The organism is Granulicella sp. S190, assembly GCF_009766095.1.
Lineage (GTDB): Bacteria > Acidobacteriota > Terriglobia > Terriglobales > Acidobacteriaceae > Edaphobacter.
Window position 1 is genome coordinate 354,813 of sequence record NZ_LMUD01000016.1, and the last position, 18,550, is coordinate 373,362.

Genomic DNA, 18,550 nt, shown 5'->3' on the forward strand with positions numbered 1-18,550 from the left:
GCAATGGCGGGGATAAGGCGGCCGATCTTTCTGGAAGTTCGCGGTTCGGGGAGCTCATTCGACTGGCATCACCGCACTTCGACTGGATCATCGTTGACTCGTCTCCTGTGCTTCCCGTCTCCGATGCCGTCAATCTGGCACGTTCCTGCGACGGCGTTCTCCTGGTGGCGCGGGGTGGAGTGACTAAATTCCCGGTGGCACAGCGCGCGCAGAGTGAGCTGAAAGCCTCAAATATTCTTGGGTTTGTATTAAATGCAGTGCAGGAGACACCCCAGGTCGGCAGCTACTATGGATACGACGCCGCCAAACCGTAAGAGGGAGCGATTGATCAGATGATCCGGCTTTTTAACGTGTACTACCCTACGCGTACCATCGTTCTTCTGCTGTGTGAAGCGCTGATTGTAAGTGGTAGCTTCCTGCTGGCGACGGTGCTGCTGCTGGGGCCGGACACCTATCTTGTTCTGAACTATGAGAACGGGGCTCTGAAGATCGCCGCCCTGACGATTCTGACTCTTCTCTGCTCCTATTACTTCGATTTGTACGAACCGCAACGTATCTCCGCAGGCTGGGAGATCTATTTTCGGCTTCTACTGGTTCTCGGGTTTTTATCGTTTCTGCTCTCGGCTATCATCTACCTCTTTCCCGCTGCAGATATAGCTCACTATGTTTTGTTGCTTGGTCTCATCTTTCTCACCCTTGCCTTGGTGGCGTGGCGAAGTGCTTATGAATGGATCATCGGAAGGGAGATGTTCCGGGAGCGCGTCTATGTCTTGGGTGCGGGGGAGCGTGCGCAGACGATCGTAAATCTGCTTGAGACGCGCAAGGATGCTGGGATGGAGGTCCAGGGGTGGGATGGCGTGGTGGCTGATAGAGATCAGCGTAAAGAGGCCATTCACGCTGCTTTGGAGAGATTCTCCGGGGTAAAGCCGCCCGTCGATCGCGTGATCGTTGCGATCGAAGACCGTCGAGGTGAGTTTCCGGTTCGCGAGTTGCTCAAACTGCGGTTTAACGGAGTGGTCATTGAAGATGCCGGAGCTTTGCTGGAGCGACTTACAGGCAAGCTTCATCTGGACGGGCTTCACCCCAGCAGTTTTATCTACAGCGAAGGATTTCGAGTAAAGCCATCCCAACAGATCGCGCGACGGATCGTATCGACATTGACCGCCGCGGTTGGTTTGCTTTTGTTCCTGCCGTTTTTCCCGATCGTGGTGCTGCTGGTTCGCCTGTCGTCGCCGGGGCCGATCTTCTTTCGGCAGACGCGGGTAGGTCTTGCGGGGAAAAATTTTACAGTCTACAAATTTCGCACGATGCGGACTGACGCAGAGGTCTCGGGAGCAAAGTGGGCGACCAAGAATGATCCTCGCGTGACCCGCGTGGGCATGTTCATGCGCAAGACGCGTCTGGACGAGGTGCCTCAGCTCTGGAACGTGCTGCGTGGCGATATGGGGTTTGTAGGACCTCGTCCTGAGCGGCCCGAGTTTGTGCCGTGGCTTACAGAACAGATACCGTACTTCAACCTTCGCCACATGATTCGTCCCGGTCTTACGGGCTGGGCGCAGGTGCGATACGGTTACGGAGCGACGTTGGCCGAGAGCCGCGAGAAGCTGGAGTTCGATCTCTACTACATCAAGCACATGACGCTTGGACTCGATCTGCTGATCATGTTCGAGACGGTCAAGACGATCATTCGGCGGCAGGGTGCGCAGTAAGTTCCCGTTGTTGACTTTTATCTACGAGACTATAAGCGACCGCATCGTAGGAGAACAGCTTCGTGTGCTTCCACGATTCATCGAGCCTGATACCTACAAAAATTCAGTAGATTCGCGTGCGCGAGGAAAGAGCCGGCTTCAGGGTTCGCTCTTCCTTCTTGACCAAGTGGGGCATGCGCAGAGGCCGGGGTGGCACCTCAGGCATGCCGACCTCGCTTAGCTTATAGAGGAGCGATCTGTAGCTAATCTGAAGCCACTTTGCCGTCTTCTGGCGATTCCAACTGTTCTCCTGAAGCACCTTGAGTATGATCTGCCGCTCGAGATCCTGAGTGGCCTTCTTGGTGATGTTTTTCAAGGAAACTGGTTCGCTGAGATCGATGTCGGTTGTGATTCCGCCACGAGGAGTTTCCGGCATAAGCTCCGCAACGAGAGCTTCCTCGCTTCCAATCAGCACATAGCTGCGGATGAGATTCTCCAACTGACGAATGTTTCCCGGCCAATGGTAGTTCTGCATCAGGCGGACAGCGCTCTTGGAGAGTAACTCCGGTGTGTTATGGAAGATCTTTGCGTAGTGATCGATGAAGTAATCGATCAGGATGGGCAGGTCGGCGATGCGTTGACGAAGTGGTGGCAGGTTGATCGTGACGGCATTGATGCGGAAGAGGAAGTCCAACCTGAAGGTTCCGTCCTCAACCTGATTGCGAAGATCTGTGTTGGAAGCCGATACGAGCCTGGTAACGATGCTCCTGGGTTCATGACCGCCTACCCGAACGAAAGTTCCATCCTGCAGTACCTGAAGGAGCTTGGATTGGACTCCGAGGTCGAGACTTCCAACCTCATCCAGAAACAGGGTGCCGTGGTGCGATTGTTCTACGCGCCCAAGCTTGGTGGACATGGCTCCGGTAAAGGCGCCTTTTTCATAACCAAAAAGCTCCGTTTCGAGGAGGGAGTGAGGAATGGCCGGACAGCTTACCTTGACCAGGGAGCCTTTGGCCCGCAGGGAAAAAGCGTGCAGCAGTCGGACACAGATCTCTTTGCCAGTTCCACTTTCGCCCTGGATTAGAACCGGGACGTCGGTTTCGGCCACTCTTTCCAGTTTGTTTCGCACAGCCTGCATGATGGCTGTCTTGCCAAAAAAGATCTCAAGAGGCGGCAGATTCAGAGAGGCGGCGGATTCGGCGTGATGATCCAAGGTCATTTTTTCCTATCGGCGTTGGGCGGAAACCGCAAACTTGCAATACTGTTCACACTGCACGTCAAGCGCCATCTTTAGGCAAAAGGGAAAAAATGCTGGCAATTTGGAGAGGGCCATAGCAAAGACTGATATACGACATGCAGCTCAAATTGGACTGAAATGATGGTTTTACCTTGGATTTTGAGGTCACCACGCTTTGTTTCACCAAAGTAACCTGCAAAAAAAAGTTTACTTTTTTTTCGTTTCACCAGTGTTCGGACAATGTAAGCTAGGCCTACTTGGTAGAAGAGTGGTAAACCTTTATCTCTTTTGTCAGCAAAGTTCGTAACATTTTGTGCAAACGTTTGGAAAAGAGAACTGAAATTGCTTGTCATGGATGGATTGGGTTGACGTCCATACAGCAATTGTTTGGATGGAGTACAGCCTGATTCGGGAGTAACCGGTTCAGGATCACCGCGGGGTTGGGCAGAAGGGCTCAAACTCGTACTTTGAGGTACTTTGTATGTCAGCTGCGCTTTCGTATCCCGTCTCTGCCTTGAAGTCGAATGCTCGCTCCCGTGCTCAAATCCTTATTCTGGAGCCGGATCTTGCTGTTCTCGACTATCTAAGGTCGACGCTGGGCTCTCAGTATTCGCTTAGCCTGTTTTCGGATGAGCAGACCCTACTGGACCGACTGGAGAAGGCAGAACAGCCGGACCTTCTCCTACTGGCGCTTCATACCAATCGCGATCCGCTGCCACTGCTGACCCACATTCGGTGCTCAAAGCCCAATCTTGCAGTGATCGTCCTATCCTGCTCGGCTGAACTGCGTGATCTTGAGATGGTGATTCGGCTTGGCGTTCGAGCCATCGTTATGAAGCCGTTTACCGGAAGTGACGTAGAACAGGCCATCGAGGAGCACCTCGCGTCTGCGGAGAAGAAGGTTCCAGTTGCCGACGCATTGAAGGAGATTCCACTGAACGAGACACACTCCTTCGTGCGGTCAAGCAAAAGGATGCGCGACTTGGAGGCCCAGGCTGCCCTGGTAGCTCGTGCGGATATCCCTCTGCTGATTCTTGGCGAGAGCGGCACAGGGAAAGAGATTCTGGCTCTTTACACCCATAAGATGTCGGCTCGTAGCCAGAACATCTTTCTAAAGGTCAATTGTGCTGCGGTTCCAGCCGACCTGCTGGAAAGTGAACTGTTCGGATATGAGCAGGGCGCGTTTACCGGGGCAGTGAAGACCAAGCCCGGAAAGTTCGAGGTGTGCACTGGCGGGACGATCTTCCTCGATGAGATCGGCGAGATGCCTGCCATTCTTCAGGCCAAGCTGTTGCAGGTATTGCAGGATGGGACGTTCTCACGCCTTGGAAGCAGGTCTCCGATGAAGGTGGATGTACGCGTCATTGCCGCCACTAACATCAATATGAAAGAGGCGATGGCCAACAAGACCTTCCGTGAGGATTTGTATTACCGGCTTAACGGTTTTACCCTCAGCATCCCCCCGTTACGGGAGCGTCGCGAGGAGATTCCTGTATTGTCCGAGTACTTTATGCGGAAGGGTGCCAAGAGATATGGCCGTGAGGCGCTGCCCTTTTCGCAAAACCTACTGAACGCACTGGCTGAACACTCCTGGCCGGGGAATTTGCGTGAGCTGGAGAATGTAATCAACCGCTATCTAGTGCTTGGCGAAGAGAAGTCTATCGTCGATGAGCTATCTCCTTCCACGGTTTATCAGGGGGGGGCAGCAATAACGGTAGCCCAGGAGGCTCCGAATGGAGCCGGGCTCAAGGCGATGGTCCGCAATCTCAAGGGAGATGCGGAGTCGACGGCAATTGCACAGGTACTGGAGGGAACTGGATGGAATCGGAAGGCCGCGGCAAACGATCTACAAATCAGCTACAAGGCGCTTCTGTACAAGATCAAGCAGTACGACCTGTCGCCGCGGAACAACCACGCATCGTAAGGTCAAAAGCTGCCGAAAAAGAGCAGCCTGAGGCATATCGAGTTGTCGTCCGTTATGAGCATCATGCAGTCCGCGGGCTTGCTGAGGCCCGGGAACTGGGCTCTATTGAACAGTTGCTGCGTAATGACCCCGTCTACCCGCTGGATTCCATACGTTTGAAGCTGTTGGACTCAGACGCTGTTGAGGATGTTCCGACTAAAGACGCGAAAGCCGTTTTTTTCGTCAAGACCTTCGATGGCGATCTCCGCCACAGGGCTCTTCATTTTCATGAGCATGCGCCAATCGTGCAGGGTTTGTGGGTGCGTGTGTATTTCTATGATGGAGAGATGATCGAAGGAATTATCAGTAATACGAGGGACTTTGTGCTCGAGTCGGGCTTCTTCCTGAGGCCGACCGACCCGAATGGAAACAATGCGCTGGTTTACGTTCTCAAAGGCGGCCTTAAGGACTTCCATGTCCTTGGCATGAGGAATGTACCCAAAACCTCCGTTTGATCTTTCAATAAAAATATTGCGTGGTGGAACTGGTGAGGGTGCCAGTTTTGCCTTGTTTTTTGACCCCTTTTTAGAAAAGAGGTCTCTTTTGGCGTGGTTTTTTGGTGGTGAGTTCGTGGTGGAATGCGTGGCTGGCGTGGTCGTTCGACCGTCGCTAATTCAAGGAGCAAAAGTACGCCACAAATTTGAGATTTATTTTTGAGCTAAAAGCACTCTATTGAAAAATTGAACGAGATCCGGAAGAGCTGCCACGCAATCTGAAGGAGACTGAGAACATCATCTTGCTAGTTGGTGGCCTGGATGTGAGTTGGGGTGCTTGGCGATCCCAATTCGGTACTCACATCAATCTTCAGGTTGAGGTTTGTATCGTCAAGGGTGTGTAGCATAACCATGTTTGACCGATGTTTATCCTATCGCGTATCTTTTCGTGGCATAGCAAATTGTTGATATCTAAGATGTGCACCCGAAGCCAGGAGAATATGAACTTGAAATTTGCATGTGGGGACAGTAGTCAACGGGTTCGGTCGTTCGTTTGCAATGTAATGGTTGGCGGCAAGGCAAAGATGTTGACCTATGTGTTGCTTATGGCGGGGGCATCGATTGGATGGCAAGCCCAGGCGCAGGAGACGGCGACACACTACATCGAGTACCCACAGCTTCAGGGCAAGGTACAACCATTGAAGTTGAGCGCCGTGCCGAAGTGGGCCACGATCGATTTTCAGCTTCGTGGACGATTTGAGAATCAGTCCTCGGATAATTACATCTCAGGCAACGGGCAGTCCTATCTTCTAACTCGCGTTTACGGCGGATTGGAGATACGGCCTACCAAGTGGCTCACCGGATATATCCAGTTCATAGACACTCATGCTCTCGGACTGCCGTTGAAGTACGTTGCAGCTAATCAGAGGGATGTCTTCGATGACCGGCTGGCGTATCTTGAATTCCACCTAAAGCAGGCAAAGATCTTCGCCGGGCGGCAGGAGTTGAAGTACGGTGGCGAGCGGCTGGTAGGTATCAGCGACTGGACCAACAACAGCCGCACCTGGGATGGGTTTCTTGGGCGATATGGAGATAAGAACCGTATCGATATCTTCAGCACCTCGGTAGTCGCGGTTCATGCCTCTTCGCTTGATAAGCATGGCGCTGGGCTGACCTTCCACGGAGCGGTCGGGACGATTGGGACGTGGGTGCCCCACGCGGTGATCCAGCCGTTCGTTTACGTCAAGGCTTTTCCGCGTGTGCAGGGAGCGCAGGGAGTTTTCGGGTCCCAGACGACGGTGACACCAGGTGTCGAGGTTGCCGGCGACTTCGGGGGATTCGACTTCGACGCTCTTGGTGCGCTGCAGAGGGGTAGCTATTCGAACGAGTCAATCGATGCGGGGGCAGCCTATGTGAAAGCTGGCTATAGTACGACGCACATTCCATGGAAGCCTCGTCTGCGGGCGGAGTATGACTACGCCTCTGGCAATCCGCATACAAATCCGTTTCGCATGGGCACCTTCGACCAGCAATACCCAAGCAACCACAACGCCTTCGGCTTGACCGACCTGTTTGGATTTCAGAATATCAAGCAGGAGCGGCTCAATCTTGATCTGACTCCGGTGAAGCATCTGTCGCTGCTATTCCAGGAGGAGTCGCTGCAGGTAGCTACGAGATTCGACAATGTATACAGTGGAAGCGCAGGCACAACGATCAAGGCGCCGACGGCTGGATTTCGCAGTGGGGATCTCGGTCACGAGTTCGACGCCTCGGGCAAGTATGTCATTCACGATAACCTGGTTGTGAATGTTGGCGTCGGGCATCTGTCTTCTGGGACGCTCTTGCGTGAGAACTCCCATGGAGCGCCGCTGACTCTTGCGTACTTTGGACTTACCTACCGATTCAAGGTCGATCACAAGAGCACTACGCCTTAGCGGGGGCGACAAAAAGAGTTGGAAGATCTAATGTTTTCGTAAACTTTTGGAGCTTCGACCGCGACTCGTTCCAAGTCGCTAAGATGAACTAGCAGCAGAGAGGAAGTGTAAAATGCAAGAGGAAAAAGATCAATCCAAGGTGAGCCGGCGCAGATTTCTTGAGGCCAGTTCGGCGATGTTTGTGGCTGCAGCGGGGATGCAGGTCGCCCAAGGGCAGCAGAGCAAGATCTATCCGACCGACACGCATACTGGCATCAATGAGAGCCAGCCCGGTCCTCCGCCGAATACTGTGCTCGATGAACAGAACCCCGATTCAGCATGGCCGCCGACGACGGATGCCGGTGGACAACAGCCCTTCAAATACTCCTTCTCCCTAGCGCATAAACGGATTGAAGCTGGTGGGTGGACGCGACAGGTGACGGTTCGCGATCTGCCGATTTCGAAGACGATGGCTGGCGTGGAGATGCGTTTGATCTCTGGCGGCATACGCGAACTGCACTGGCATGTGGCCTCCGAGTGGGCGTTGATGTTGTATGGCTCTGCCCGCATTACGGCGGTCGATCAGCAAGGGCGAGGCTATGTGAACGACGTCAAGGAGGGCGACCTGTGGCTGTTTCCAGGAGGCATTCCTCACTCGATCCAGGGGCTTGGGCCAGATGGGTGCAAGTTTCTCCTCGTGTTCAAAGACGGAAACTTCAACGAGTTCGGAACCTTTCTTTTGACGGAGTGGATGCACCATACGCCGAAGGAGGTTTTGGCAAAAAATTTCGACGTGCCGGAGTCGACCTTCGACCAGGTGCCAAAGAAGGAGTTGTTCATCTTTCCGCGTGAGTTGCCGCGTCCGCTGGCAGAAGAGAAAAAGCAGGTAGAGGCCGTGAATGGGCCGGTGCCGCATCCGTTCGACTTCGAACCAAGCAAGATGCAGCCAACCAAAGTCTCCAAGGGCGGTGAGGTAAAGATCATCGACCGTAAGAACTTTCCCGCGACCGATATTGCGTCTGCGATTGTCACACTGAAGCCTGGCGGCCTTCGCGAACTGCACTGGCATCCGAATGCGGACGAATGGCAGTACTACGTGAAAGGGAAGGGCCGCATGACGGTGTTTGCTGCCGGCGGACTTGCTCGCACGATGGATTTTCAAGGCGGAGATGTGGGCTACATCGATATTTCGATGCCGCACTACATTGAGAACACCGGCGACGAAGACCTGGTATTTGTCGAGGTGTTTCCGACGCCGTTCTACGAGGATATTTCGTTGGCTGAGTGGCTTGCTCACACGCCGCTGCGACTTGTCGATGAGCATATTCAGGTAGGGGAAGACTTTCTGTCGAAGATTCAGAAGAAAGAGATGGTTATCACTCCGGAGTAATGGAGTTGTTCTCGGTCTAAAGAAAAGAGGCAGCCATCGCGGCTGCCTCTTTTCTTATTGGTAACTTTTTTAGTTCCTTATACGCCGACAGGCTCTGCGACTTTCACGTTGACCGGTGTGAGCCAGTTGTGACGATCGGGGAGGGTGCCGTTGACGATGCCGAAGAACTCATCGTGCAGTGCCTTGGTGATCGGGCCCATGGTGCCGTCTCCGACCATGATGCGATCGACCGAGCGGAGGTGGGTGACCTCTGCGGCGGTACCGGTGAAGAAGGCTTCATCGCAGATGTAGAGCATCTCGCGGGGAAGCGCCTGCTCGACAACTTCAATGCCGAGCTGCTTCGCCAAGGTGAGGATGGAGCTGCGGGTGATGCCGTTGAGCACGGAGTTCGCGAGCGGCGTGGTGTAGAGGACTCCGCCGCGGACGAGGAAGAGGTTCTCGCCCGAACCTTCGGAGAGATAGCCGTTGGTGTCGAGGCCGATACCCTCGGAGTAGCCGTTGATCTCGGCCTCCATGCGGATGAGCTGCGAGTTCATGTAGTTGGCGCCGGCTTTGGCGAGCGTGGGCATCGTGTTCGGAGCAAGGCGGGCCCAGCTTGAGACGCAGACGTCTGCACCAGAGGTTCCGGGGACGTACTTGCCCCAGGGGTAGTTTGCGACGTAGACCTCGACAGGCGACTTGAGGGGATTGACGCCGAGTTCGCCATAGCCGCGAAAGGCGATTGGGCGAATGTAGCAGGGGGCGACGCCGTTGGCTTCGACGACGTCGATGACCGCGGTTGAGAGCTGCTCGACGGTGTAGGGGAGCGGCATGCGGTAGATTTTGGCGGAGTCGACCAGACGCGCCATGTGCTCTGGAAGGCGGAAGATGCCGGCTGCGTTGGGCTGGGCGTAGCAGCGGATGCCCTCGAAGACGGAGGAGCCGTAGTGGACGACGTGCGACATGACGTGGATCTGGGCTTTGTCCCAGGGGATGAGGCTGCCGTTGTGCCAGATGTTTGTGGTGGTTTGTATGGGCATTCGTACGCTCCTGAAGGCTGAGGCACCATTATAACGGCTGCCCGGCATGGGAGAATAGAGAGTGATGTTCAATCCCCATGTCGTTAGTCTCGCGGGGCTGGAGCACTCGGCGTACGTGCAGTTCTCTGTGCTGGCGCTCAGCTCCATCTTCTTCCTCGTCGATCCGTTCGCTGCGCTGCCCACCTTTCTTGCGGTGACAGCGGGAGCGGATGAGCAGCGTCGGCGAAAGATGGCGTGGAAGGCCTCGGTTACGGCGATGGTGGTGCTGAGCGGGTTCGCCATTGCGGGACAGTACATCTTCAGGATGTTCGGCATTACCCTTCCGGCCTTCGAGATTGCGGGCGGCGTCATTCTTCTTTTGATCGGGCTGGATATGCTTGAGGCCAAACGCTCTCCGACCCAGGAGTCTACTGAGGAGACTACGGAGGCAGCGCAGAAAGAGGATGCCGGGATTGTTCCTCTTGGCATTCCCATGCTGGCGGGTCCGGGTTCCATTACCAGTGTTATGGTGCTGGTGGGACAGGCACAGTCGAGCTGGCAGAAGGTCGCGATTATTTTGCTGGCGATCTTTATTACGGCAGCGATTTGCTACCTGGTTCTCGGCAATTCGGACCGAGTAGCCCGCGCTCTGGGGGATACCGGCGTTCGCATTCTGGTTCGCATTATGGGGCTTCTTCTGGTAGCGCTTGCAGTGCAATATTTCATAAACGGCATGATCGATCTGGGTGTCATCAACAAGCTCTGAACGGATTTTGATGCTGTTTCTATATGGGTATTTGTGCCTGAGCTGATCTCAGGCTGGTAACTTTTCAGCAACTTTGATGTCAAACGAAGCATCACATTTCTGTTCGCCATCTCTTCACCAAGCGAGAAGATTATGCCCTCCACCGCAGAAGCCACCGCCGTCGCCGCTTCGCTGCTGGTCCGTTACAAGACGGTCCGCCAGGCGAGCCGTAGCCTTTGCAGTCCCTTATCTCCTGAAGACATGATGGTTCAATCCTCTTCCGAGACCAGTCCCGTGAAGTGGCATCTGGCTCATACGAGCTGGTTCTTTGAGACCTTTGTTCTGCGAGAGTTTGCCGCAGGCTATCAGAGCTTCCATCCCGACTTTCACTGGCTGTTCAATAGTTATTACAACTCTCTTGGGGATATGCCGGAGAAGAAGCTGCGCGCGTCTTTCTCTAGACCTCCCCTTGACGCGATCCTGGCTTACCGAACGCATGTTGACGATGCCATGGTGGCATTGATGCAGCATCCGCTTGAGGATGAAGCGGCGCGGCGCATTGCGCTTGGTCTTGAGCATGAGCAGCAGCACCAGGAGCTTATCGCGACCGATGTGAAGCATGCGCTTTTCACGAATCCGCTGCATCCGCCGTATCTTGAGTCTTCGGCGCGGCAGAAGTTCGACACCATTGCGCCGCCTTTAGACTGGATCGACTATGCAGGTGGTCTCAGCGAAGTTGGCTTCCAGCTGGACAAGACGGACCCGCTTCAATCAGTCTCCGCGTTTGCGTTCGATAACGAGACGCCGCGGCATCCGGTTTATCTTGCACCCTACCGACTTGCGAATCGCCTGGTTACGTGTGCCGAATATCTCGCCTTTATCGACCAGAATGCTTACAACCGTCCGGAGCTGTGGCTCTCTGAGGGGTGGACTACGAATCGCTCGGAGGGCTGGCAGGCTCCTCTTTACTGGCGCCGTGATGAAGCTACGAATTCGGGTTGGTCAATCTACACGATGAATGGCTTTCGTTCGCTGGACGATCTGAGCGAGACCCCGGTGTGCCACCTCAGCTTCTTCGAGGCCGATGCCTATGCGCGCTGGGCGGGATATCGTCTGCCCACGGAGTTTGAGTGGGAGCACGCTGCCAGTCAGCTTGGTCTGCTCAAAAAAGAGGTCGATTCGCAGCCTGCGCTTTTGACGTATCCGAATCAAGGGTCGGAGGAACTCGCTACTGTCCCGGAGGTTCAGGCGAACCTTCTTGAGACCGGCAATCTTCACCCTACGCCAGCCCCTGCGCTCAGCGGTCTTCAGCAGATGTTTGGTGACGTATGGGAGTGGACTGCGAGTGGCTATACGGGTTACCCCGGCTACAAGCCTTTGCCGGGCGCGCTCGGCGAGTATAACGGCAAGTTCATGTCTTCGCAGGTCATACTTCGGGGAGGCTCCTGCGTTACGCCGGCGACTCACATCCGTGCGACGTATCGTAACTTCTTCTCGCCCTCGACTCGCTGGCAGTTCTCAGGGCTCCGTCTCGCTCAAGATGCGCTGAAGTAGTTACTTCCTACAGGGTTATTCGCTGAGGCCCTCCGTCAAGCTACTTTGGCGGAGGCTTTCCCGCTGGTGGAGCCCGAAAGCATCGCGTCCCTACCTGCGACAAGGAAGGTGCTGAGAAACATTCAACGATCCATGAGGCCTCCTAAGATCGCCGCGATGATACCGACCAGAGATCATCATGAGATTTTCTGGAGTAGAGGTTTGACGGCTCAGGGCTTCTTTGCGGCTGGGCCATGTTTAGGGTTCCAGAGTGGCTGACCAGCTTTGATGTGGTCGACCCGCATACCGGGAAACAGTTCTCGCAACTCCTTGGCGCATTGCTCCATTCCTGGTTCTTCGGAGACCTCATGACCGAGCAGTATGAGCGCTTTATGCCTGCCCTGAGCGACTGCATCGCGAACGTACTCGACTGTCTCCCATTCGCTGGCCTCGCCTGCGACCAGGACTTCGACGTCCGGCTGCCGCAGGGCGAAGACCTGTTTTTCCAGGCCAGAAGATCCCGGAAGAAACGCGACGTGAGTGATGGAAAGATTTGGATCACCCTCGACTCTGAGTGTCTGGATCTGAAATTTTGTCTGCAGGGTTTTGATGAGGTCGGCGAGGGTCGTCCGGGGGATGGTAACGAAGTATTGGCCGCGGGGGCGATCCGGATGTGGATACGACTGCCAGCCGAGTGCTTCATAGATGCCGGCCAGAATGTGATCGGTTTTGTCAGCATGAATCTCATCGTGCAGTCGAAAGACTACGAGGTGATTCTGCACGATGAACGCCAGCTTTTCTTTGTAGACGGGATCGTCGGTAAAGAATTTTGTCTCGTCCAGGTGGTTATAGAAGGTGGGTTCGTGGGTGATGATGAGGTTGTCGCCACGTCGGACTGCCTCCCGCAAAACATCCATCGTGTCCAAAAAAGTTGTAACGATGCCGGTTACAGGAGTATTTGGATCGCCGACTTTAATCGTATCGACGGTGTTAGCAGGGGGTTGTGCAGCGTAGCGATGCTGAATGCGAGTGATGGTCTCGCCTGCACGAAGCGTCTGGGCGAATGAAGGCTTTGTGAGGACTAGAAGCATGATCAGCAGGGTCTGTTTGACGGTCATCGGGGCCTGACTCAGTGAGATTGAAGTTCAGTTATGACTTTAGCCGGGAGCTGCCCGCGAGGGCACACTTTTCAGGTTTGACGGCGGTAAAAGAGTCCTGCGGTGAAGAAGACGATGGCGACCATGAGGGCGAGGCGGGCGTGAAGCAGGTTGTGGGAGCGCAGGCTGAGGAGTGCGTCGGCCAGCCACGCGACGAAACCGAGAAACCATATCCACGCTGTCTTTTGGAAGATCCGCATGCGTCCGTGCTCCAGAAAGAAGTAGCGGCCAGGGTGAAAGGCGCGATTTGCTGGCCTTGTTCTACACTAAGTATTAGAGACTCACCTAGGAGAAATATGTTGTCACAGCGCACATTCAGCATCATCAAGCCGGACGCGGTTCGTAAGGGCTACTCCGCAGCTATCCTCGCCGAGATTGAAAAGGCAGGCTTTAAGATTGTCTCGATCAAACGGCTTTCGATTTCGAAGGCTCAGGCCGAGGGTTTCTACTACGTTCACGCAGCACGTCCGTTCTTTGGCGAGCTCACGGAGTTCATGTCGAGTGGTCCCATCTTCCCGATGGTGCTCGAGAAGGATAATGCGATCGCCGATCTGCGTAAGCTGATGGGCGCGACCAACCCGGCGCAGGCTGAAGAAGGGACCATCCGCAAGAAGTTCGCGTCCTCGATTGGGGAGAATGCGATTCACGGATCGGATGCCGAAGACACTGCGGCGTTTGAGATCGGATACTTCTTTGCAGGTCACGAACTCAAGTAGTTTGTTTGGTCGTGAGGAACATGGGCGGCCGGTTCGATCGGAGTTTCTGGTCGGCCGGCCGCCTCTTTTTTGAATTGCAAGAGTGGTTCGGGGCACAGCGAAAAAGGAGATGTCATGGGAGTTGCAGAGCCAGGGTTGAAGCTGCCTGAGGGCCCGTTCAAGGCTTATCTGTTCGATTGCGATGGGACGATTGTGGACTCGATGCCACTGCACTACGTGGCGTGGAAGAGGGTTTTGGCGGAGTGGAACTGTGAGTTTGAGGAGCAGACGTTTTATGCTTGGGGAGGCATGCCGGTAGCGGAGATTATCTCCACGCTGAATGTGCGGGAGGGCTTGTCGATGCCTGTAGACGAGGTGGAGAGGCGGAAAGAGGCACTTTACTTCGAGATTCTTCCGGAGTTGAAGGCGGTGCCGGAGGTGTTGGAGCATATCGACTTCAGCCATGGACACATCCCGTTTGCAGTGGTTTCGGGAAGTACGCGGGATTCGGTGACGGCTTCGCTGGAGGTGCTGGGACTTCTGGGTAAGTTCGAAACGTTGGTGTGTGCGGGAGATTATGTGCGGAGCAAACCTGATCCTGAGCCGTTTCTAGTGGCTGCGCAACGGCTGGGAGTGAAGCCGGAAGAGTGCCTCGTTTTTGAGGATACGGAGATGGGGATTCAGGCAGCTACGGCGGCGGGGATGGCGTCTGTGAAGATCCTTCAACCGTGGGAGCGGCTGGCGGTGAAGTAACGAGGGGGATGGAAGGGGCGAGAGCTTTCGCTCTCGCCTCTTCGATGGCCGGTTATTTGGTAAAGAGATTCAGATCGATGGATTCGCCCATCGCTTTATAGCCCGCGTCGCCTGGGTGGAGGTGGTCGCCGGAGTCGTCCAGGGGTAAGAACATTCCCGGATGGGTTGGGTCGGTCGTCAGCTTATCGAAGTCGATGACCCCGTCGAGTTGGTTGGTGGTTCGGATCCACTGATTGATGGCCTGGCGCATGGCTTCGCCGTCTGCGGATTGATATTTGGCGCCGACGAAGGGGGTAAGGGTCGCGCCGATCACCTTGATGCCGTGGGTGTGGGCGCGGGTGGCTAGTTGGCTGAGGCCTGCGATGAGGTCCGCAGCGGTGACGACGTCGTAGGGTTTGACGGGGTCGGTTGCGTGGCCGATGTCGTTGATGCTCTCGAGGATGACGAGATATTTCACGGAAGCCTGAGCGAGCACATCGCGGTCAAAGCGGGCCAAGGCTGAGGGGCCGGTGGTGTCGTGGAGGATGCGGTTGCCGCCGATGCCTTCGTTGAGAACGCCGAGGTTTGCGGTCTTTTTGTTGGCTTGCAGGCGACGAGCGAGGACGTCGGGCCACCGCGCATTGGCGTCTTGAGTGCCGCGGGCTCCGTCGGTGATGCTGTCGCCAAAGGTAACGATGGAGGCGCCTTTGCTGTCGGTGAGGACGTCCACGCCTTTGAGGAAGTCCCAGCTGAAGAACTTTTGCGGGTTGTCCAAAGACGTGGCTGCGACGAGATTTCCGGAGACGAGGTAGTTGGTCTGATTCGCAAAAGAATGAAAAGTCAGTTGATTGACTGGCTGATCGGGAAGAAAGAGGCTTACTGCCAGATCGGAGGTGGCGGCGACCTTGAGGGAGATCGGATCGCTGACGATCAAAGCACCGGGCGGAATGATGACGGAGGGGCGTCCTGAGAAGGTGAGTGGGGTTCCTGTGCCTGCGGCGATGGTGCCGGAGCCTGAGCTCAGTGCGAGTTGCGCAGCGTCGATGGTAAGCGCATCAAGGCCGAACTCGTTGGTGAGGGTGACACGTACCGAGCTTCCGCCGAGCGATATGTGGACGATCTCCCGCAGGGTTGTGCCTGCGGTTCCTTCTGCTCCGAACTTCGCTCCCGGATTTGGGGCTGCCATGGGTGAGGCTGCCCATGTCCCAACCCAGTGGTCGGATGGTGTTGCTGCGGCGGCTGAATTTTTGTGGAGTATGCCAAGGCAGAGGAGTGTAAGCGAGGTGAGGAGGAGGGTTCGGTTTTGCCTGGTCATGATCTTCTTTCTTCCGATTGCTTTGACGGGTCTATCTTACCCCGCGTTTCGCGGAGGAGGAAGGGTTCACGTATAGTGGCGAGGGCTGCTGGAGCGAAGGATCATCTCCAGCAAAGCATGCTGCAAAAGGTATGTCCGGCAGAAAAATGATCAGGGAGAATGACGATGAGATGGCTAAAGATTATGCTGCTTAGCATGACAACTGCGATGGCAGCACACGGCTCTGTAACGAAGACTCCATTTGGGACAACACCAGATGGTGCGGCGGTGGATCTTTACACCTTGAAGGGCGAAGGAATTGAAGCCAGTGTCATGACCTTCGGCGCTCGCGTGGTCTCGATCAAGACGCCGGACCGTGATGGCAAGATGGCCGATGTAGTGCTTGGCTACAGCGCCCTGGATGGCTACGTTGCGGACAAGTCTACTTACTTCGGCGCGATCGTGGGGCGGTATGGGAACCGGATTGCGTTGGGAAAGTTTTCCCTTGACGGACATGAGTATCAGATTCCGACCAATAATGGCGCCAACTCGCTGCATGGCGGCACGGTGGGCTTTGACCGGCTGGTATGGCAGGCGCGCGCTATCGCGGAGGGCGTGGAGATGACACTGGTAAGCAAAGACGGCGACCAAGGATATCCAGGAACGCTGACGGTACATGTTCGATATACCGTGCATCATGGGGCGCTGCGCATCGACTATAGTTCCTCGACTGATAAAGACACGGTGCTTAATCTCACGAATCACTCGTACTTCAACCTTTCAGGCGATCCGAAGAAGACCATTCTCGATGAGCAGATTATGATTCCGGCGGACCAGTACACGCCGGTGAATGCGGGCCAGATACCTACGGGGGAGCTGGCTTCCGTAGAGGGCACACCGTTTGATTTTCGTAAGTCTACGGTTATTGGCGAGCGGATCAATGAAGACAATGAACAGCTGAAGATTGGTGGCGGCTATGACCACAACTGGGTACTACGCGGCAAGAATGGTGAAGTAAAGACTGCGGCTCGAGTCTACGATCCTGCGAGCGGCCGCGTCCTGACCGTAACGACCACTGAGCCGGGAGTCCAGTTTTACACCGGCAATTCACTGAATGGTGCGGCATATGGCAATGCGCAGCAGAGCAATGCGAAGAACACCGGATTGTGTCTCGAGACGCAGCACTTTCCCGATTCGCCGAATCATCCTGCCTTTCCGACGACCGAGTTGAAGCCAGGCGAGGTGCGTCATAGCACTACAAGCTTTACCTTCTCAACGCACGCAAAGTAAATCTGCAACGAAACGGCGCGGCGTGTCCTGTTCCGCCGCGCAGGGATCTTCTTCCATGAACAAAGTAGCTAAGACTGCAGAGGAAGCGGTTGCAGATATCCGCTCCGGTTCGACAGTGATGCTTGGGGGCTTTGGCCTCTGTGGTATTCCAGAGAACCTGATAGCTGCCCTGGTAAAGCTTCGCGTGACGGGGTTGCATACGATCAGCAACAACATGGGCGTCGACGGCTTTGGTATGGGTCTGATGCTTGAGGCGGAGATGATCGCTTCGCACGTAGGAAGTTACGTGGGGGAGAACAGGCGGCTGGAGGCTTTGGTGTTGAAGAAGGAGCTCGACCTTACGCTGATTCCGCAGGGAACGCTGGCGGAGCGAATCCGCGCCGGTGGCGCTGGAATTCCAGCGTTCTATGTGCCGACGGGGCTGGGGACGGTGGTGGCAGAGGGTAAGGAAACGCGCAAGATCGACGATAGGACTTATGTGCTGGAACATGCCTTGCATGCAGACGTCGCCTTGATCAAGGCGTGGAAGGGAGACCGGCTGGGGAATCTCGTGTATCGGAAGACGGCGCGGAACTTTAATCCGGCGATGGCGACCGCGGCGAAGCTTACGATTGCAGAGGTTGAGGAGTTAGTCGAACCTGGTGAGCTTGATCCGGATCACATTATTACGCCCGGGATCTATGTGAATCGTGTCGTGGTGGGCGCGGTGTACCGCAAGCCGATCGAGTCGAAGTTCATCCAGTCCGGAGGTGCGGCGTGACAGGCAAAGAGCGGATAGCACGAAGGATTGCGCGGGAGTTTCGCGACGGATTTTATGTGAATCTTGGTATTGGGCTTCCGACGATGATCGCAGGGTATGTCCCTGCGGGGATTGATGTGATGTTTCAGTCGGAGAATGGAATGCTCGGCGTGGGTGGGCCGCCGACAGATGAGTGTGCCGATCCGGACCTGATCAACGCGGGCAAGCAGCCGGTGACGGAGCTTCCGGGGTGTTCGTTTTTTGCAAGCGAGGAGTCGTTTGCCATGATCCGAGGCGGCCATATGGATATGAGCATCCTCGGGGCGATGCAGGTGGATGAGCATGGCAATCTTGCGAACTGGACGATTCCTGGGAAGATGGTGAAGGGGATGGGGGGCGCGATGGACCTGGTTGCGGGAGCGCGTCGAGTCATCGTCGCTATGGAGCATCAGACGAAAGAGGGAGCTTCCCGGATTCTGAAAGAGTGTTCTCTGCCGTTGACTGGGCGCAGCGTTGTGCATGATATTGTGACGGAGCTTTGCTGGATTCGTGTGACCGCTGACGGATTAATGTTGACCGAGGTAGCCGAAGGGCTGGATGCGGCAGAGGTGCAGGCGCGGACTGAGGCAAAGCTGCTGGTTTCACCAGATCTGCGTGTGATGACGGTCGGTGTGTCCGCGTAAGACAGCACTTGGCTGCATGGAGCTACCTGCGTGACGGCTGGGAGGGCGAGATTCCGACG

The 18,550-nt window shown here is 55.5% G+C and carries 19 protein-coding genes and 1 pseudogene; 14 read left to right on the top strand and 6 right to left on the bottom strand.

The window, feature by feature from the left end:
• A pseudogene (locus GSQ94_RS10800) lies at positions 1-314 on the top strand (hypothetical protein); the annotation flags it as partial.
• 18 nt (positions 315-332) lie between these two features.
• A complete protein-coding gene (locus GSQ94_RS10805) occupies positions 333-1,709 on the top strand; it encodes a sugar transferase (RefSeq protein WP_158943869.1) in 1,377 nt (458 codons plus the stop codon).
• A 103-nt stretch (positions 1,710-1,812) separates the two neighbouring features.
• On the opposite strand, the gene GSQ94_RS10810 is transcribed toward GSQ94_RS10805, so the two are convergent.
• Positions 1,813-2,907, bottom strand: coding sequence for a sigma-54-dependent Fis family transcriptional regulator (locus GSQ94_RS10810; protein ID WP_158943871.1), 1,095 nt, complete (start codon positions 2,905-2,907; stop codon positions 1,813-1,815).
• 71 nt (positions 2,908-2,978) lie between these two features.
• The gene (locus tag GSQ94_RS10815; protein ID WP_158943872.1) at positions 2,979-3,383 is read right to left on the bottom strand and encodes a hypothetical protein; all 405 of its coding nucleotides are present in this window, start codon (positions 3,381-3,383) and stop codon (positions 2,979-2,981) included.
• Between the two features lie 23 nt (positions 3,384-3,406).
• Here GSQ94_RS10815 and GSQ94_RS10820 point away from each other — a divergent pair, with 23 nt between their 5' ends.
• The 5 genes from GSQ94_RS10820 to GSQ94_RS10840 all read left to right on the top strand — a co-directional run bounded on the left by GSQ94_RS10820 (position 3,407) and on the right by GSQ94_RS10840 (position 8,625).
• Positions 3,407-4,849 (top strand): sigma-54 dependent transcriptional regulator, encoded by a 1,443-nt coding sequence (locus GSQ94_RS10820; protein ID WP_158943873.1) that lies wholly within the window; start codon positions 3,407-3,409, stop codon positions 4,847-4,849.
• Positions 4,744-5,343, top strand: a complete 600-nt coding sequence (locus tag GSQ94_RS21825; protein WP_371417494.1) for a hypothetical protein — start codon at positions 4,744-4,746, stop codon at positions 5,341-5,343. The genes GSQ94_RS10820 and GSQ94_RS21825 overlap by 106 nt, the downstream gene beginning before the upstream one ends.
• Positions 5,321-5,545: a hypothetical protein gene (locus tag GSQ94_RS10830; RefSeq protein ID WP_158943875.1), complete on the top strand. Its 225-nt coding sequence runs from the start codon at positions 5,321-5,323 to the stop codon at positions 5,543-5,545. Before GSQ94_RS21825 ends, GSQ94_RS10830 begins: the two co-directional genes overlap by 23 nt.
• Before the next feature lie 277 nt (positions 5,546-5,822).
• Positions 5,823-7,256 carry an alginate export family protein gene (locus GSQ94_RS10835; protein ID WP_254063790.1) on the top strand — a complete coding sequence of 478 codons (1,434 nt, stop codon included), beginning with the start codon at positions 5,823-5,825 and terminating at the stop codon, positions 7,254-7,256.
• A 112-nt stretch (positions 7,257-7,368) separates the two neighbouring features.
• The gene (locus GSQ94_RS10840; protein ID WP_174240919.1) at positions 7,369-8,625 is read left to right on the top strand and encodes a cupin domain-containing protein; all 1,257 of its coding nucleotides are present in this window, start codon (positions 7,369-7,371) and stop codon (positions 8,623-8,625) included.
• Between the two features lie 77 nt (positions 8,626-8,702).
• Here GSQ94_RS10840 and GSQ94_RS10845 read toward each other — a convergent pair whose 3' ends face one another.
• Positions 8,703-9,644, bottom strand: a complete 942-nt coding sequence (locus GSQ94_RS10845; RefSeq protein ID WP_158943876.1) for a branched-chain amino acid transaminase — start codon at positions 9,642-9,644, stop codon at positions 8,703-8,705.
• A gap of 64 nt (positions 9,645-9,708) precedes the next feature.
• Between GSQ94_RS10845 and GSQ94_RS10850 the strand changes: the two genes are divergently transcribed.
• Positions 9,709-10,389 (top strand): MarC family protein, encoded by a 681-nt coding sequence (locus GSQ94_RS10850; RefSeq protein WP_158943877.1) that lies wholly within the window; start codon positions 9,709-9,711, stop codon positions 10,387-10,389.
• A gap of 132 nt (positions 10,390-10,521) precedes the next feature.
• A complete protein-coding gene (gene egtB / locus GSQ94_RS10855) occupies positions 10,522-11,922 on the top strand; it encodes an ergothioneine biosynthesis protein EgtB (protein ID WP_158943878.1) in 1,401 nt (466 codons plus the stop codon).
• A 209-nt stretch (positions 11,923-12,131) separates the two neighbouring features.
• Here egtB and GSQ94_RS10860 read toward each other — a convergent pair whose 3' ends face one another.
• Together GSQ94_RS10860 and GSQ94_RS10865 are read right to left on the bottom strand one after the other, a co-directional pair.
• Entirely contained in the window at positions 12,132-13,019 is an 888-nt protein-coding gene (locus GSQ94_RS10860) for a Nif3-like dinuclear metal center hexameric protein (RefSeq protein ID WP_158943879.1), read from the bottom strand.
• Positions 13,020-13,090: 71 nt separating this feature from the next.
• Entirely contained in the window at positions 13,091-13,258 is a 168-nt protein-coding gene (locus GSQ94_RS10865; protein ID WP_158943880.1) for a hypothetical protein, read from the bottom strand.
• A 96-nt stretch (positions 13,259-13,354) separates the two neighbouring features.
• Between GSQ94_RS10865 and ndk the strand changes: the two genes are divergently transcribed.
• Entirely contained in the window at positions 13,355-13,774 is a 420-nt protein-coding gene (gene ndk, locus GSQ94_RS10870; protein WP_216843067.1) for a nucleoside-diphosphate kinase, read from the top strand.
• 114 nt (positions 13,775-13,888) lie between these two features.
• Positions 13,889-14,506, top strand: a complete 618-nt coding sequence (locus GSQ94_RS10875) for an HAD family phosphatase (protein WP_158943881.1) — start codon at positions 13,889-13,891, stop codon at positions 14,504-14,506.
• 52 nt (positions 14,507-14,558) lie between these two features.
• Here the strand turns inward: GSQ94_RS10875 and GSQ94_RS10880 are convergent, their stop codons facing one another.
• Positions 14,559-15,800 carry an SGNH/GDSL hydrolase family protein gene (locus GSQ94_RS10880; protein ID WP_158943882.1) on the bottom strand — a complete coding sequence of 414 codons (1,242 nt, stop codon included), beginning with the start codon at positions 15,798-15,800 and terminating at the stop codon, positions 14,559-14,561.
• Between the two features lie 165 nt (positions 15,801-15,965).
• Here GSQ94_RS10880 and GSQ94_RS10885 point away from each other — a divergent pair, with 165 nt between their 5' ends.
• From GSQ94_RS10885 to GSQ94_RS10895, 3 genes are read left to right on the top strand one after another with little or no spacing between them, the layout of a single operon-like run.
• Positions 15,966-17,069, top strand: coding sequence for an aldose epimerase family protein (locus tag GSQ94_RS10885; RefSeq protein WP_254063791.1), 1,104 nt, complete (start codon positions 15,966-15,968; stop codon positions 17,067-17,069).
• A 55-nt stretch (positions 17,070-17,124) separates the two neighbouring features.
• Positions 17,125-17,829 carry a CoA transferase subunit A gene (locus GSQ94_RS10890; protein WP_158943883.1) on the top strand — a complete coding sequence of 235 codons (705 nt, stop codon included), beginning with the start codon at positions 17,125-17,127 and terminating at the stop codon, positions 17,827-17,829.
• Complete coding sequence (locus GSQ94_RS10895; protein WP_158943884.1) at positions 17,826-18,491, top strand: 3-oxoacid CoA-transferase subunit B; 666 nt, start codon at positions 17,826-17,828, stop codon at positions 18,489-18,491. Before GSQ94_RS10890 ends, GSQ94_RS10895 begins: the two co-directional genes overlap by 4 nt.
• Positions 18,492-18,550: the final 59 nt, after the last annotated feature.